This is a genomic window from Parasphingorhabdus flavimaris (assembly GCF_013371215.1).
GTDB lineage: Bacteria > Pseudomonadota > Alphaproteobacteria > Sphingomonadales > Sphingomonadaceae > Parasphingorhabdus > Parasphingorhabdus flavimaris.
Window position 1 is genome coordinate 567,622 of record NZ_JABWMH010000002.1, and the last position, 16,515, is coordinate 584,136.

At 58.7% G+C, this 16,515-nt stretch carries 15 protein-coding genes; 7 read left to right on the forward strand and 8 right to left on the reverse strand.

Annotated features, from left to right (window positions below; all coding sequences use genetic code 11):
* Positions 1–44: 44 nt before the first annotated feature.
* Positions 45–1,322, reverse strand: a complete 1,278-nt coding sequence (locus tag HUO14_RS07410) for an acyl-CoA dehydrogenase family protein (protein ID WP_176279218.1) — start codon at positions 1,320–1,322, stop codon at positions 45–47.
* Entirely contained in the window at positions 1,319–2,722 is a 1,404-nt protein-coding gene (locus tag HUO14_RS07415) for a phosphotransferase family protein (RefSeq protein ID WP_176279219.1), read from the reverse strand. The genes HUO14_RS07410 and HUO14_RS07415 overlap by 4 nt, the downstream gene beginning before the upstream one ends.
* 120 nt (positions 2,723–2,842) lie before the next feature.
* On the opposite strand from HUO14_RS07415, the gene fabD reads away from it, so the two are divergent.
* From fabD to HUO14_RS07450, 7 genes are all read left to right on the forward strand, one after another.
* Positions 2,843–3,778 carry an ACP S-malonyltransferase gene (gene fabD / locus HUO14_RS07420; protein WP_176279220.1) on the forward strand — a complete coding sequence of 312 codons (936 nt, stop codon included), beginning with the start codon at positions 2,843–2,845 and terminating at the stop codon, positions 3,776–3,778.
* Between the two features lie 49 nt (positions 3,779–3,827).
* On the forward strand, positions 3,828–4,571 hold the full coding sequence (gene fabG, locus HUO14_RS07425) for a 3-oxoacyl-[acyl-carrier-protein] reductase (protein WP_176279221.1): 744 nt from the start codon (positions 3,828–3,830) through the stop codon (positions 4,569–4,571).
* A 13-nt stretch (positions 4,572–4,584) separates the two neighbouring features.
* Positions 4,585–5,118, forward strand: coding sequence for a hypothetical protein (locus HUO14_RS07430; RefSeq protein ID WP_176279222.1), 534 nt, complete (start codon positions 4,585–4,587; stop codon positions 5,116–5,118).
* Positions 5,119–5,215: 97 nt separating this feature from the next.
* On the forward strand, positions 5,216–5,452 hold the full coding sequence (locus HUO14_RS07435) for an acyl carrier protein (protein WP_089132491.1): 237 nt from the start codon (positions 5,216–5,218) through the stop codon (positions 5,450–5,452).
* Between the two features lie 151 nt (positions 5,453–5,603).
* Complete coding sequence (gene fabF, locus HUO14_RS07440) at positions 5,604–6,860, forward strand: beta-ketoacyl-ACP synthase II (protein WP_176279223.1); 1,257 nt, start codon at positions 5,604–5,606, stop codon at positions 6,858–6,860.
* Positions 6,861–6,864: 4 nt separating this feature from the next.
* Positions 6,865–7,836 (forward strand): endolytic transglycosylase MltG, encoded by a 972-nt coding sequence (mltG, locus tag HUO14_RS07445; protein WP_176279224.1) that lies wholly within the window; start codon positions 6,865–6,867, stop codon positions 7,834–7,836.
* 9 nt (positions 7,837–7,845) lie between these two features.
* On the forward strand, positions 7,846–8,913 hold the full coding sequence (locus HUO14_RS07450) for a TIGR00341 family protein (RefSeq protein WP_176279225.1): 1,068 nt from the start codon (positions 7,846–7,848) through the stop codon (positions 8,911–8,913).
* A 37-nt stretch (positions 8,914–8,950) separates the two neighbouring features.
* Here the strand turns inward: HUO14_RS07450 and HUO14_RS07455 are convergent, their stop codons facing one another.
* From HUO14_RS07455 to HUO14_RS07480, 6 genes are all read right to left on the reverse strand, one after another.
* Positions 8,951–9,976, reverse strand: a complete 1,026-nt coding sequence (locus tag HUO14_RS07455; protein WP_176279534.1) for an NAD(P)H-dependent flavin oxidoreductase — start codon at positions 9,974–9,976, stop codon at positions 8,951–8,953.
* A gap of 52 nt (positions 9,977–10,028) precedes the next feature.
* A complete protein-coding gene (locus tag HUO14_RS07460) occupies positions 10,029–11,000 on the reverse strand; it encodes an NAD(P)H-dependent flavin oxidoreductase (protein WP_176279226.1) in 972 nt (323 codons plus the stop codon).
* 78 nt (positions 11,001–11,078) lie between these two features.
* Positions 11,079–12,737, reverse strand: coding sequence for a 2-isopropylmalate synthase (leuA, locus tag HUO14_RS07465; protein ID WP_176279227.1), 1,659 nt, complete (start codon positions 12,735–12,737; stop codon positions 11,079–11,081).
* Positions 12,738–13,039: 302 nt separating this feature from the next.
* Entirely contained in the window at positions 13,040–14,059 is a 1,020-nt protein-coding gene (ilvC, locus tag HUO14_RS07470; RefSeq protein ID WP_176279228.1) for a ketol-acid reductoisomerase, read from the reverse strand.
* Between the two features lie 88 nt (positions 14,060–14,147).
* Complete coding sequence (gene ilvN, locus HUO14_RS07475; RefSeq protein WP_176279229.1) at positions 14,148–14,663, reverse strand: acetolactate synthase small subunit; 516 nt, start codon at positions 14,661–14,663, stop codon at positions 14,148–14,150.
* Positions 14,663–16,408, reverse strand: a complete 1,746-nt coding sequence (locus HUO14_RS07480; RefSeq protein ID WP_176279230.1) for an acetolactate synthase 3 large subunit — start codon at positions 16,406–16,408, stop codon at positions 14,663–14,665. The genes ilvN and HUO14_RS07480 overlap by 1 nt, the downstream gene beginning before the upstream one ends.
* Between the last annotated feature and the right edge of the window lie 107 nt (positions 16,409–16,515).

A 16,515-nucleotide genomic window follows, 5' to 3' on the forward strand; every position in this document is an offset into this window, starting at 1 on the left:
TATCTCAAATGTCTCGTATTGCGCGGTTGGCGGACCTGCTCAATTTACTTCTTCGGCCCCAGGAAGCCGAACATGTCGCCGCCGATCTTGCGCATCTGGATTTCTTCCGCGCCTTCGGTGATCCGGTAGCGGCGGTGGTGGCGGTAGATATGTTCGAACGGCTTGTGGCGCGAATAGCCCATGCCGCCGTGGACCTGCATCGCGCGATCGGCCGCGTCGCAGACCAGCCGGTTCGCGCGATAGTTGCACATGCTGACCTGGGCGGAGAGATATTTGGCGACGTCGGGTTTCGGCATCGTGTCCATCTTGGCCGCCGTAGCGTAGATCAGCTGGCGAAGCATGGCGGCTTCCGTGTGCAGCTCGACCAGCGGAAACTGGATTCCCTGGTTGACTGACAATGGCTTACCAAACGGTTTGCGCTCGCCGGCATATTTTACGGCTTCATCGATGCAATATTGCGCCGCGCCGAGCGACGAGGCTGCCTGGCGTATGCGGTTCTCATGCACAAAATGCTGGGCGCAGGCGAGACCCATCTCAAGATCGCCAAGCACTGCATCTGCCGGAATCCAGACATTTTTATAGGAGCATTTCGGATGGTCTGTGGGCATGTTCAATGTCCACATATATTCGCCGATTTCAAAGCCCTTGGCATCCACCGGAACGATGAAGCAGCCGATTCCCCTTGCGTCGCCGTCCTTGCCGCTGTGCCGGGCAAAGGTCATCACGTGCGAAGCCTTGTGCAGGCCGGTGGTCCACATCTTGTTGCCGTTGATCAGCCAGCCATCGACCCCTTCGTGGGCGACGGGTATCGCGGTCGTGTCCATCCATGTCGCATCGGAACCGTGATCTTCTTCGGTCAGCCCGAAGCACCAGCCCATTTTCCCGGCCAGCATCTGTGGAATATATTCCTGTTTCTGCTGTTCGGTGCCAAAGTCGCGGAGCATGAGCGGCTGCACGAGATTACCGACGATGGAATTTTCATTCTGCAGATCATTGTGCAGACCCAGGCCCTTGTGGGCGAGATGCTCGCGAATCCGCGCCATTCCGAGATTGGTGCCGTTCTGGCCGCCAAATTCTTCGGGCAGGGCATAGCGATAATGGCCGGCGGCATCGGCAACCTGCCGCATCTCGACCAGCAGCGCCTCCCATTCTTCGGTCGGCAGTCCCTGGTTTTCCCAGTTGGTCCGCGCGTCTTCGCGGCGGTGATCGAAAAAGCGGATATTGTCGTCGCGCTGCTCGATCGGCTTGATCTCCCGTTCGATAAAGTCATCGAGGACAGCCAGATAATCTTCAATCACCTGCGGAATTTCGAAACTGGTCATGACGGACTCCATTTGTTGAGCGCGACCCTGAGGCCGGCATATTTGGGTTGATCGATGGACAGGCGTTCAAGAGCGGAAAGCCGCAGATGGTTCCAGATGCCCGGAGCGGTGATTTCGATATCCCCCTTCGCGAGGCCGGTGCACAGCTGTTCGTGGTCATGGCCGATCGCAGCGAGCCGGGCCTGGGCGGCATCGCGAAAGCCCGGACCCCATGCAGCCTGGCGGCGCGCGATGCCGAGCGCATTGCCGGCGACCCGCGACTGGAACTTGTCATGACCCTGCAGATCGGGCTGCACGGTCCCGCTATTCCATTCGCCGAGAGCGGTGAGAAGCTCGTCATAACCGGTCTCGCCGGTCACGGCTTTTTCCCCGGACGTTGACCAGTCCAGCGAGGTGCACAGCCGTTCGGGGAGAATATCCTCGAATAGCAAGGCGAGATCAATCTCGACCTCAGAGACGCGGCGGCCGATCACCGTGCGCTCGAGCGAGCGGTCTCCGTGGCTGCGCCAGATCTGGCCCATGACCATGCAGGCCACGCCCCACCACAGGGTCGAGTAAATGAGCCAGAAGCGAAAACGGTCGGCGTCAACATTCTTGCCGCTCGCTTCGGCATAGGCCTGCAAGAGCGATTCGGCGCTGTCGAAGCCGCCGGCAAGTTTCTCGTAATGGCCGAATCGCCAGCTTGGCGTGCACAGATAGGCAAGGTCCTGGACCGGATCGCCAAGCCGGATCAGCTCCCAGTCGAGCACTGCGGAAAGCCCCTGATGGTCGATCATCAGATTGCCCATGCGAAAGTCGCCGTGGACCAGCTTCTTCTCCGATGCGCCTGGCGCGTTCTCGTTCAACCAGTGAAAGGCATATTCATAGATCGGGATTTTGCCGCCAATCTCGTCATATTTGTCCTTCTGGAGTCGAATCAGTTCTGCGGGCGAGAAATAGTCCAGCGAAGCGGGCAGCGACTCCACCGGTATCCGGTGAATGGCCGCGAGTTCCCGCGCGCATTGCCCGGTCAGATTGTCTTCGGCCTCGGCAAAGTCCGGATTGCCGAGTATCTTGTGGGGCAGGGTTTCGCCCTCTGCCTTGGTCATAATAAAGCCGTCGCCCAGACCATGTTCGGGGCGAAGCCTGCCGCGAACCTGCGGCGCGGTCACTCCCTCGCCACGGGCCAGTTCGATAATATCCGCCTGAGTCGCCAGCGGAACCCCGCGCAAACCGTCATCATCCGCGGAAAGGCCATCGGGCAGGCGACGCAGGACAAGCTGTTCGCCGCCATAGGAGAAGCCCCAGCTTTCCATGCTGGCGCCGCCTGAAAGCCGCCGCAATTGGCCGAGTTCGCCATCTGCACCAAATGTTTCGGTGCAATAGGCTGCCAGTTTTTTTTCGAAGTCCTCTCCCCGCATAAGTCGAGCTTAATCAAGCAATTAAAATAGCGCAATGCTTTTACCTGTGGTGCGCGACGCTTGCATGACCAATCAATCGTGCCTAATTCGCTCAATCATATTTGAGGAATGGGGATCGACATGCGTGCATTTATTTTTCCGGGACAGGGCAGCCAGGCTGTCGGCATGGGCAAGACACTTGCCGAGGCGAGCAGTACCGCGCGGGAAGTATTCGAAGAAGTCGATCATGCGCTGGAGCAAAGTCTGTTCAAACTGATGTGCGACGGGCCGCTGGACGAGTTGACCCTCACCGAAAATGCCCAGCCGGCAATCATGGCCAACGCGATTGCCACCTTGCGGGTGATGGAAAAGGACGGCGGCAAGTCGCTGGGCGATATCTGCAGCTATGTCGCGGGCCACAGCCTCGGTGAATATAGCGCCTTGTGCGCAGCCGGCGCGCTCGACCTGACCACCACCGCCGAACTGCTCAAGCTGCGCGGCCAGTCGATGCAAAAGGCCGTGCCGGTGGGCGAGGGCGGCATGGCGGCCCTGCTCGGAGCCGATATCAAAAAGGCCTCGGCGCTGGCCAACGCGTCGTCCGAGGGTGAAGTCTGTACCGTTGCCAATGACAATGACCCGACCCAGGTGGTGATCTCCGGCCATACCGGCGCAATCGAGCGCGCCATAGCCGCGGCCAAGGATCATGGTATCAAGCGGGGCATATTGCTTCCGGTGTCGGCACCTTTTCACTGTTCGCTGATGGAGCCTGCGGCCGAGGCGATGGAAGAGGCCCTGGCCGAAGCCAATCTATTCTCGCCGATTGTGCCGGTCTTTGCCAATGTCACCGCTGCGCCCGTCTCCGATGCCGACGAAATCCGCGACCTTCTGGTCCGGCAAGTCACCGGAACCGTGCGCTGGCGGGAATCGGTCGGCAATATGACAGAAGCCGGCGTCGAGCAATTTGTGGAATTTGGCGGCAAGGTCCTGACCGGCATGGTCGGACGGATCGCTCCGGATGCAGAAACCGCCAGCCTGATTTCGATGGATGATATCGAGGGTTTTCTGAAGAGCCTGTGAGTGCAGATTGATCCGGTCTTGATGAACTGGAATTTTGAAGGAATATGCTATGTTTGATCTAAGTGGAATGACGGCACTGGTAACCGGCGCATCGGGCGGTATCGGTTCGGCCATTGCCAAATCCCTTGCCGCACAGGGTGCTACCGTCGCGCTGTCCGGCACGCGCATGCACGTGCTAATGGAGATGATCCCGGACATGGCGGGGGACGGCCATATCGTCATGCCGTGCGATCTTTCCAAACCCGAAGAAGTAGACGCCCTGGTCCCGGACACGGTAGCGAAACTCGGCAAGCTCGACATATTGGTCAACAATGCCGGAATCACCCGCGACGGTCTGGTGATGCGGATGTCGGACGATGATTTTTCCGATGTGATCCGGGTCAACCTGGAATCGGCCTTTCGGCTGATCCGGGCCGCAGCCCGGCCGATGATGAAGGCGCGCAATGGCCGAATCATTTCGATCAGTTCGGTGGTCGGCGCAACCGGCAACCCCGGACAGGCCAATTATGTCGCGTCCAAGGCCGGCCTCGTCGGCATGTCCAAGGCGCTCGCGCAGGAACTGGCCTCGCGCAACATCACCGTGAATTGCGTCGCACCCGGTTTTATCGAAACGCCCATGACCGACGCGCTGACCGATGCCCAGAAAGACGAGATCAACCGCAAGATTCCGGCGGGCAAAATGGGCAGCGTTGACGATATTGCCGCCGCCGTCGTCTATCTGGCGAGCCAGGAAGCCTCCTATGTCACCGGCCAGACGCTGCACGTGAATGGCGGCATGGCGATGCTCGGCTAGGACCAGCCTCCGGATGTTATCAACTTTGCTGCTTTTTGCGGCTGCGGGCCTTCAGCCCGCGATGCCGAGCCACGGCCTGCTGACGATTGAAGGCCTTGACTGTATCAGCAGCCAGATCCCGGCCGATCGGGCGCAGGCGTATTATGCCTTGGCCCGCAGAGGCAAGGAGGCAGAGGCTTTCGAAAAGGAGCGCAGCCTTGCAGAAAAATGCCAGACCGAGCACAGGTGGTCGGACATCCAGACTCGGAACGCTTTCCGGATTTCGGTGATGGATGGCTGGCTGCTGGAAGAAGGGCTGATCGAGAGAATCCGGAATCTGGGTGATTTCAAGCCGTTTCTTGATCAATATTACGCGGATAATGTCAGCGCGACCGGGCGGCAGATGTTGGAAGATGTCTTCCAGTCCGGAAAGATGGACCAGGACCTGACCGCCGCTGGCTATCCGGAACAGGCGGAAATGCGGGAATGGGTCCATGATTATTTTGAATGGCGGGCCACGCTTTGGGGCATCGAGGATGATTTTCGCAACGGGGAACTGCGCCAATAAATTCGCTGGTATCACAAAGCTGTTCTTGCCCTCTTGCAAGCGGCGCGGCATGCCAGTAGGACAAACGCGAAATTAATAAAACTAAGAAGGAACTCTCATGAGTGAGACTGCAGACCGGGTTAAAAAGATTGTTGTTGAGCATCTGGGCGTTGAAGCTGACAAGGTAACCGAAGAAGCGGCGTTCATCGATGATCTTGGCGCTGACAGCCTCGACATTGTTGAGCTGGTAATGGCGTTCGAAGAAGAATTCAGCGTCGAAATTCCAGACGATGCGGCCGAAAAGATCGGCACCGTCAAGGATGCCATCGATTTCATCGATAAAAACAAGGGTTAATTGATTTTGAGGTGCGGCCATTGACTGGGCGCACCTCGGGCCAAATGATCGCTGAAAGACAGCAAAGCGGCTCACCGGCCCGGGGAGGATTTCCTGAACCGGTGGCCGTTTTTTATTTTGGGCAGGCTAAGCCCGCAAGGAGAAGCATGATATGCGTCGTGTAGTTGTAACCGGAATGGGCCTGGTGACGCCGCTGGGCGGGGATGTGGAAACGACCTGGAGCAATATATTGGCTTCCCGGTCCGGTGCCGGGAAAATCACCCATTTCGACGCGTCCGACCAGAAATGCCACATCGCTTGCGAAGTGAAGCCGGCCGACCACGAATTTGGGTTCGATCCCAACCTCCGCGTCGACCACAAGGTGCAGCGCCAGGTTGACCCCTTCATCATCTACGGCATTGATGCCGCCGGACAGGCGTTTGAAGATGCCGGTCTCACCGACATGTCGGAAGAAGACCGCTTCCGTACCGGTTGTTCGATCGGTTCGGGTATCGGCGGCCTTCCGGGAATCGAAAAAGAATCGCTGGTGCTTGCAGAGCGCGGCCCGGGACGGGTTAGCCCGCATTTTGTCCATGGTCGTCTGATCAATCTGATCTCCGGTCAGGTTTCGATCAAATATGGCCTGATGGGCCCCAATCACGCAGTGGTTACCGCCTGTTCGACCGGCGCGCACAGCATTGGCGACGCGGCGCGGATGATCGCGCTTGACGATGCCGACGTGATGTTGGCCGGCGGCGCGGAAGCGACGATCTGCCCGATCGGCATCGCCGGTTTTGCGCAGGCAAAGGCACTTTCCACCAAACGCAATGATGATCCAACGAAGGCCTCCCGACCCTATGACAAGGACCGCGACGGTTTTGTGATGGGCGAGGGCGCCGGGGTTGTGGTTCTGGAAGAATATGAGCGGGCGAAAGCGCGCGGTGCCAAGATATATTGCGAAGTGGTCGGCTATGGCCTGTCCGGCGATGCCTATCATGTGACCGCACCGCATCCCGAAGGCATTGGTGCCTACAACTCGATGGCGATGGCGCTCAAGCGTTCGGGCCTGACCACTGCCGATATCGACTATGTCAACGCACATGGAACCTCGACCATGGCCGACACGCTCGAACTGGCCGCGATCCGCCGTCTGTTCGGTGATGACATTGCGACCATGTCGATGAGCTCGACCAAATCGGCAATCGGGCATCTGCTCGGCGGCGCCGGTGCGGTGGAAGCCATTTTCAGCATTCTGGCGATGCGCGACCAGACCGTTCCTCCGACGCTGAATCTTGATGATCCCGAAGAGGAGTGCGCTGGTGTCGATCTGGTCCCGCATTTTGCCAAACAGCGCAAGGTGAAGGCTGTGCTCAGCAACAGCTTTGGCTTTGGCGGAACCAATGCCAGCATCATCATGAAAGCGATCTAGCAATATGCGCCGCCTTGGTTGCCTGATACTGGCGGCAGCCGCGATCATCGCAGTCCTGCTGGCGGGGAATTTCCTCTATGGCTGGAACGCCAGCGGTCCGCTGGAAAATCAGCGGACGATCATCATCAAATCCGGTTCGAGCCTGGCCATGGCGGCCGAGGCGATGGAATCGGAAGGTGTGATCAAGTCTGCCGACGCTTTTCTGAACCGGGCGAAGATTCTTGGCGGGTCTGAACCGATCAAGGCCGGAGAGTTCGAGATTCCGGCGGGCGCCAGCAATGCCCAGATTCTGGATATCCTGCAGGGCGGGAAATCCGTCCAGCGGCTGATCACGGTTCCCGAAGGCACTCCTTCGATCATCGTCTACGAGAAACTGATGGCCGAAGATCTGCTCAAGGGCGATATTCCTGTCCCGGCAGAAGGCTCGATTCTGCCGGACAGCTACAGTTTCGAACGCGGCGAACAACGGTCGGCAGTGCTGCAGAGAATGCAAAAGGCGATGACCGATACGCTGGCCGAGCTTTGGCCGACGCGGACGAAGTCGAGCGTCGTCAAGACACCGCAGGAAGCGATCATATTGGCCGCGATCGTCGAGAAAGAGACCGCCTTGGCCCGTGAGCGCAGGACCGTGGCAGGCGTGTACAGCAATCGGGTTCGCAAGAATATGATGCTGCAGGCCGACCCGACCATCATTTATCCGATCACCAAGGGCAAACCGCTCGGACGCCGCATTCGTCAGTCGGAAATCGCACAGGTCAACGATTATAACACGTATGCGATGGTTGGTCTGCCCAAGGGCCCGATTGCCAATCCCGGTCGTGCTTCGATCGAAGCGGTGCTGAACCCCGCAAAAACCAGCGCGCTCTATTTTGTGGCCGACGGGAAGGGCGGGCATATTTTTGCGGATACGTTGAAAGAGCATAACGCAAATGTCGAGAAATGGTTCGCGATACGCCGCGAGCGCGGAGAAATGTAGGAGCCCGATATGTCGGCACGACTGGTTGAGGTCATCACACCCGACGCTGAGATATCGCGGACGAAATCGATTATTCAAAAGCACTGCAGTCGCTTCTGGCAGGAACCGGTGCCTGACGGACTGGAAAAATTCTCCTGCGTCGTGGCGAGCCGGACAATAGAGCCACTGGTCGCCGAACTTGCCGGCGTTCTGAAAGACATAGCCGGGTTTTCGGTGCTGATCCTGCAGGTCGAGGCAGTCCTGCCTGAAATCCCCGAGCTCGAAGAGCTTGCGCCATCTCCATCCGGCGACCGCAAGCCGCCCAGCAGGCTCGAGGCCTTCTTTACCCGCGACCGGATCAGCACCAACGAACTCTATGATGATATTGAGGCCAGTCTGGAACTGCGTCCCAATTATCTGCTGACAGTGGTTCTTTCGGTCCTGATCGCCGCACTTGGCATGCGCAGTGGCCAGACCGCCGTGGTCATCGGCGCGATGATAATCGCCCCGCTGCTTGGCCCGACCATGGCAATGGCGATGGCCGCTACTCTGGGAGACAGGGCGCTTGGCCGCCGTGCGGTCAGCACGCTCGTCGTCGGCATTGTTGCGGCGCTGGCGTTCACATTTCTGCTCGGCATGTTTATCGAGGTCAATCCGCTTGTACCGGAACTCAGGAACCGCACGATCGTCCACCCCGCCGACATCGCGCTGGCGCTGGCCTGCGGTGCGGCGGGCGTGCTGGCGTTCAGCCAGGGGGCCTCGCTCTCGCTGGTCGGCGTCATGATCGCGGTGGCGCTCGTGCCGCCGATTGCTGCAGCCGGGCTGTTTCTGGGCAGCGGAGAAGAGATGCTCGGCTTCAGAGCGCTCTTTTTGCTCGCCACCAACCTGGTCTGCATCAACGTGGCGGGAATAATTACCTTTCTGGTGCAGGGACTACCACCCCGAAACTGGCGAATCACAAGCGGCGCATTCCTGATCTGGCTGGCGATATTGCTTCTGTTCGTGGGGCTGGTCGGCGGGCGTTTCGCGGTTGACGAAAACATTCCGCTATTCAGCGATAGTGGGCCATTGCCGGAGGGGGACAACGCGGCTCGATAATCGTGATTCTGCCGACGCGACACCACTGTTCCCGTGACTATTTGCCGAAGATGCCACCACTCAACAAGCGCGCAGCATCGCGATTGATATGGCCGATCACCTCGTCTGCCGACGAAATATCGTTGATCAATCCAATATCCTGACCCACCGTTATATGGGCCCTGTCATAATCTTCCTGACGGACTCCGCCCAGATAATCTTCAATCGCCGCCGCCGGATCCGATCGCAGCTCGTCAATCCTGCCTTCCCATTTTCTGTGCAATCGATTCCTGATGGCGCGAAAGTCATATTGTCGCGGCCAGTTCTTGCCCCGCAAAATATCGAAGATACTGCTTCTGCCTGTGTCGTCGCCGCTCGCCTCCAGCGCCTTTGTCTTTGCGCTTTGCGGGGCCAGCGACTGGGTGGTGGCCCATAATCTCGAACCGATCAGCGCCCCGTCGGCGCCCAGCATCATCGCTGCGGCAAGGCCGCGGCCATCCGCAATTCCGCCGGCGGCGAGCAATTGGGTCTCCGGAGAATGTCCTGCGAGCCAGTCGGCGACTTCGGGTACGAAGGTGAATGTGCTGCGGCCTTCCAGATCGTTCATGCCATGCCCGCCAGCCTCGCTGCCCTGCGCAACAATGACAGCGGCTCCCGCATCCACCGCTTGCGGTAGCTGCGCCATCGTCTGGATCTGGCAAATGACCGGGATATCGCGGTCGGACAATATTCCGGCAAAGGCTGTCGGATCGCCGAATGACAGCATGACCGCCGCCGGTTCATGCGGTTGGTCCAGCAACCAGTCCAGCGCGCTCTGGTCTTCCGAGAGTTTCCAGGAGATGAAGCCGCAACCCAGTCGCGACAGATTTTCCTGATCGCCGTCCAGCCGGTTGATCGCGTCGCCATATTCGCGTCGCGTCCAGTCAAGATCGCCATAGCCACCGCCGACCAGGCCAAGCGCGCCCGCACGCGCGCAGGCCGCGGCCAGGTCTCCGCCGGTAGCCAATGCCATCGGCGCCAAGGCAATCGGGGCTGACAGATTGAAGCGTTCGGAGAACCGGCTGCGGATCAAGGGCTGCGGCATCACGATCGAAGGCTTTTCAGACTAGGGACGCCGCAACAGCGCTCGACGGGCTTCAATAATTGAACCGCTCTTTCAGGCTTTCCCGTGCGGCCCTATATTCGGCGGTGAACTGGTCGACCATGTCCTGGACGCTCATAACGTCGTTGATCAGGCCGATGCCCTGACCGCATCCCCAGATATCCTTCCACGCCTTTTTCTCGGTATTGCCGCCGGAACCGAAGTTCATGGTCTTGTAATCGCCCTGCGGCAGATTGTCGGGATCGAGACCGGCCTGCTCGATCGACTGGCGGAGATAATTGCCCTTCACCCCGGTAAACAGGTCGGAATAGACGATGTCGGAGGCTTTGCCCTCGACAATGCCTTCCTTATAGCCTTGGTCCGCATTGGCTTCCTTGGTTGCGATGAAAGCCGAACCGGCATAGCCGAGATCTGCGCCCATCGCCTGGGCTGCCAGTATCGACGCGCCATTGCCGATCGAACCGGAGAGCGCGACAGGACCGTCAAACCATTCGCGGATTTCCTGCATCAACGCGAAGGGGGACAGGGTGCCGGCATGGCCGCCAGCGCCTGCGGCAACCGGAATAAGGCCGGTCGCGCCCTTTTCAATCGCCTTGTGAGCGAAGCGGTTGTTGATAATGTCATGGAGAACGATGCCGCCCCAGCCCTTGACCGCGGTATTGAGATCCTCGATTGCACCCAGCGAGGTAATGACGATCGGCACTTTCCATTTCGCACAGGTCGCCATGTCCTGGTCGAGCCGGTCATTGGACTTGTGGACGATCTGGTTGACCGCAAAAGGCGCCGCCGGCTTGTCCGGATTATCCCGGTTCCATGCCGCCAGTTCTTCGGTGATCTGGTGCAGCCATTCGTCGAGCATCGATTGCGGGCGGGCGTTGAGGGCAGGGAAGCTTCCGACGATACCCGCCTTGCACTGGGCAATGACCAGTTCGGGGCCCGACACGATGAACAAGGGTGAACCGATAAGCGGCAGGCGAAGATTGTCAAAAATGGCTGGTAAAGTCATGGGCACCCCGATTTGATGAAATATGCCACTGCAATAACCGATGCAGCGGCATATTCTACTGTTTTCTTAATTGAACACTTAAATTCGGTTCACGGCGCTGAGCAACGCCTCGACCGAAGCGGTGGCAACATCGCTGTTGATGCCGACGCCATAGAATTCTTTGCCGTCGCCGGTTTTACACTCGATATAGGCGGCCGCCTGAGCGTCCTTGCCGGAACCCAGCGCATGTTCGCTATAGTCGATTATTTCCAGCGTTATGCCCAGCGCCGAGGAAACGGCGTCAACCACACTGGAAATCAGGCCATTTCCACGACCGCTGACCGAAATTTCGCCATCGGGTCCCTTGACCTTGCCGACAAAAATACGCTCGCCACCGGTTGCCCGCTCGTCATAGTCGACCAGACTATATTTGCCGCTGCCATCGATATGGTAGCGCTTCTGGAACGCCGCCCAGATGTCCTCGGATGACAGTTCGCGGCTCGTTTCATCGGCCAGTTCCTGTACCGTCCGGCTGAAATTGGCCTGCAGCCGCTTGGGCAGCTTCAGCCCGTGATCCTGTTCCAGGATCCAGGCGATGCCGCCCTTGCCGGACTGGCTGTTGACCCGGATGACCGCTTCATAGTCGCGGCCGAGATCGCGCGGATCGATCGGCAGATAGGGCACGTTCCACAGCTCGTCATTGCGCTGTTCCTGCGCGGCAAAGCCTTTCTTGATCGCGTCCTGATGCGAACCGGAAAAAGCGGTAAACACCAGTTCGCCGGCATAGGGATGGCGCGCCGGGACCGGCAGCTGGTTGCAATATTCGACAGTCTTGACGATTTCGTCCATATTGGAAAAATCCAGTTTCGGATCAACGCCTTGGGTGTAGAGATTCAGGCCCAATGTCACCAGGTCGACATTGCCGGTGCGCTCGCCATTGCCGAATAGGCAGCCTTCGACCCGGTCGGCGCCGGCCATCATGCCCAGTTCCGATGCGGCAATGCCCGATCCCCGGTCATTATGCGTGTGCAGGCTGATCACGACATGGTCGCGCTTGCTGATATTGGTGCACATCCACTCGACCTGATCGGCATAGATATTCGGCGTCGCCGCTTCGACGGTCGCGGGCAGGTTGAGGATCAGCGGTTTTTCTGCGGTCGGTTCGATAATCTCCATCACCGCTTCGACCACTTCCAGACTGAAATCCAGTTCGGCAGTCGAGAAGGTTTCCGGTGAATATTCGAAATGCCAGTCGGTATCGGGATAATTCTCGGCCTGTTCGCGCAATATGGTTGCGCCTTCGCGGGCGATATCCTTGACGCCCTGCTTGTCGAGCCGGAACACGACATCGCGCCAGGCCGGGGAAACAGCGTTATAGAGATGAACGATCGCTGCCCGTGCTCCTTCCAGGCTGGCAAAGCTGGTTTCGATCAGGTCGCGGCGGGACTGGGTCAGAACCTGGACCATGACGTCATCGGGTATCTTGCCCGATTTGACGAGACCGCTGATGAAATCGAAATCGGTGGCACCGGCGGAAGGAAAGCCGACCTCGATTTCCTTGATGCCGACCTTGACCAGGAGATCGAAGAACCGCTGTTTCTTCTGGGCATCCATCGGATCGATCAGGGCCTGGTTGCCGTCGCGCAGGTCGGTCGAGAGCCAGCGCGGCGCCTTGTCTATGGTGCGCGATGGCCATTGCCGGTTGGGCAGGTCGATCTGCGGAAAAGGGCGGTATTTCTGTGACGGATTCTTGTGCATGGCTTCACTCTTATGCTGCTGGAAGATGCGCGCAAGGCACAAATTCGAGGGTTTGCTTATATTGTCCGGAAAGAGGTCCCTTAGGCGGGGCAGTGCGCATTTTGCGCAGCAGCAACGGTACGCCTAAGGGCGTATAAGTCGTAGCAGCGAGAGAGCTTTTAACCTCGTCATGTTCGTGATGTTATTCGACTTTGCCGGAAAATCAAGTCTGTTTGCATGAAAAAGGGCAGCGAAGTAGACCTTCGCTGCCCCTGATAACTGATAGTTCATTCGCCAGACGGCCAAAAAACCGAGAGCCGGTGCTAGTTCTTTTCTTTGTCGACCAGCTTGTTGGCGCCAATCCACGGCATCATGGCGCGCAGCTGGGCGCCGGTTTCCTCGATCGGATGGGCGGCGGCCTGCTTCCGGGCCGCTTTCAGTTCCGGCTGTCCGGCGCGGTTGTCGAGAACGAAATCCTTCACGAAACGCCCGGATTGAATATCTTCCAATACCCGTTTCATCTCGGCCTTGGTGTCGGCGGTGATGATCCGGGGGCCGGTGGTGATGTCGCCATATTCCGCGGTGTTGGAGATGGAATAGCGCATGTTGGCAATTCCGCCTTCATAGAGAAGATCGACGATCAGCTTGGTTTCATGCAGACATTCGAAATAGGCCATTTCCGGAGCATAGCCCGCTTCGGTCAGGGTTTCGAAACCCGCCTGGATCAGATGGGTGATGCCGCCGCAGAGAACCGCCTGTTCACCGAACAGGTCGGTTTCGCATTCCTCGCGGAAATTGGTTTCGATAATCCCCGAGCGTCCGCCACCAACGCCGGAAGCATAAGCCAGCGCCACATCATGGGCATTGCCGGAAACGTCGCGATCAATCGCGATCAGGCAGGGAACGCCGCCGCCGCGCTGATATTCGCTGCGCACCGTGTGGCCGGGGCCCTTTGGCGCGATCATGATCACGTCAAGATCTTCGCGCGGCTCGATCAGTCCGAAATGGACGTTGAGGCCGTGAGCGAAGGCGAGGGCGGCGCCCTCTTTCATATTGGCGTGGAGGTCATCGGCGTAGATGGCAGCCTGATGCTCGTCGGGCGCGAGGACCATGACGACATCGGCCCATTTCGCCGCTTCCGCGTTGGTCATGACTTGGAATCCGGCGCCTTCTGCCTTTTTCGCGGTGGCGGAACCGGCGCGCAGGGCAATCGCCACGTCCTTTACGCCGCTGTCGCGCAGGTTCTGGGCATGGGCGTGGCCCTGGCTACCATAGCCGACGATTGCGATTTTCTTGCCGGTGATCAGGCCGAGGTCAGCGTCGGCGTCATAATAGACTTTCATTTTTCTTCCTTATATTCAGATGATTGTCAAAAGGGTGAGAGAGCTCACGGCAACCGGCGCGAACCGGAAGATATGAGCAATATTCCGTTCAGCCGGCATTCGGGCCGCGTGAAACCGCGACGACGCCGGTCCTGCCGACTTCGACCAGTCCGACTTCGCGCATCAGCGTCACGAATGTCTCGATTTTTTCCGGCGCGCCGGTGATTTCAAAGATGAAGCTCTCGGTCGAGGCGTCGACGATCCGGGCCCGATAGGCGTCAGCAAGGCGCATGGCCTCGATCCGGTTCTCGCCCTTTCCGGCGACTTTCACCAGCGCAAGCTCGCGCTGAACATGCGGACCGGATTCGGTCAGGTCGCGGACGCTGTGGACCGGCACCAGCCGGTCGAGCTGGGCGATAATCTGCTCGATCACATGCGGCGGTCCGTTGGTGGCGATGGTAATCCGGCTGATCGCGTGATCTTCGCTGATATCGGCGACGGTCAGGCTTTCGATATTATAGCCGCGCGCGGTGAACATGCCGGCGATCCGCGCCAATATGCCGGCTTCATTGTCAACCAGAACGGCGAGAACATGCCGTTCAACGGCTTCTTCGTGAATATGCATCAGACTAGAGCCTTTGCTTGGTCGTCCATCGTACCCTTAACGTCGGCTTCGGTCAGAAGCATTTCGGTATGGGCTGCACCGGACGGGATCATGGGAAAGCAGTTTGCCAGTTTCGCGACCCGGCAATCGACCATCACCGGTCCGTCGGTCTCGATCATTTTCTGGATACCGGCTTCGAGATCGGCGGGATCCTCGATTCTTATGCCGGTCCAGTCATAGCTTTCGGCCAGCTTCACAAAGTCTGGAAGACTATCGCTATAACTGTTTGAATAGCGGCTTTCATAGGTCAGTTCCTGCCATTGGCGAACCATCCCCATATATTCGTTGTTGAGGATGAATATCTTGACCGGCAGGCGATATTGGGTGGCGGTGCCGAGCTCCTGGATATTCATCTGGATCGATGCTTCGCCGGCTATGTCGATGACCAGCGCATCGGGGTTGCCCAGCTGCGCGCCAATCGCTGCAGGCAGGCCGTAGCCCATCGTGCCGAGACCGCCGCTGGTCAGCCATTTATTGGGGTTTTCGAAATCGAAATGCTGGGCCGCCCACATCTGGTGCTGGCCGACTTCGGTGGTGATGATCGGCTCGCGTTCGTGCGTGGCTTCCCATAATTTGCGGATCGCCAGCTGCGGCATGATTTCCTTTTTGTTTTCGGGATAATCAAGGCAATTGGTCGCCCGCCAGCCGGTGATCCGGGACCACCATTCGCCGTAGTCCGGCGTGGCAAAGCGTCTGCCCTTGAGGACGGCGATCATCTGTTCCATCACCCGGCCGACGTCACCGACCAGCGGCAGATCGACACGGATGGTCTTGTTGATCGACGAACGGTCGATGTCGACGTGGATTTTCTTGCTGTTTGGCGAAAATGCGTCGAGCCGGCCCGTGATCCGGTCGTCGAACCGGGCGCCAAGGCAGACCACGAGGTCAGCCTTGTTCATCGCCATATTGGCTTCAAAAGTGCCATGCATGCCCAGCATACCCAGCCATTTGTCGGAGGAGGCCGGGAATGCACCCAGACCCATGAGGGTGGAGGTTACCGGGCATCCGAGCAATTCGGCCAGTTCCCTCAGTGTCTCGCTCGCCTTGGGGCCGCTGTTGATAATCCCGCCGCCGGTATAGAGAACCGGCGCTTTCGCGTTCATGATCATCTCGACCGCGGTGTTGATATCCTTGAAATCGCCCTCGGTTTGCGGCTGATAGCGGGAATTGGCGACAGCGGCGTTGCGGCTGAATTCTGCTGCCGCAACCTGGACGTTCTTGGGAATGTCGATGACCACCGGGCCGGGGCGGCCCTGGGTGGCGATGTGAAAGGCTTCCTGGACGACATGCGCCAGATCCGAAGGCTTTTTCACCAGATAATTATGCTTCGTGCAGTGGCGGGTGATGCCGACCGTATCTGCTTCCTGAAAGGCGTCGGTGCCGATCAGATTGGTCGCGACCTGTCCGGTTATGACAACCATCGGAATGCTGTCCATCAACGCGTCGGTGATACCGGTTACCGCATTCGTAGCGCCCGGCCCGGAGGTGACCAGAACGACACCGGGCTTTCCGGTTGAGCGCGCATAGCCTTCTGCGGCGTGCGTCGCTGCCTGTTCGTGACGAACCAGGATATGCTTGATCTTGGGGTGCTCGTAAAGCGCGTCGTAAATCGGCAGCACCGCACCGCCAGGATAGCCGAAAACGGTATCCACGCCCAGATCCATCAAGGTTTCGACCAATATGTCGGCGCCGCTTTTTTCGGCCACATCATGCTCCCGTAACTGTCTGTTTCGTGCTTGCCGCCCGCCATGATGCACTGCACCACAATAGGCAAGGCCTAGTTAATTCGGGGCTGGCTACATATCTGAATATA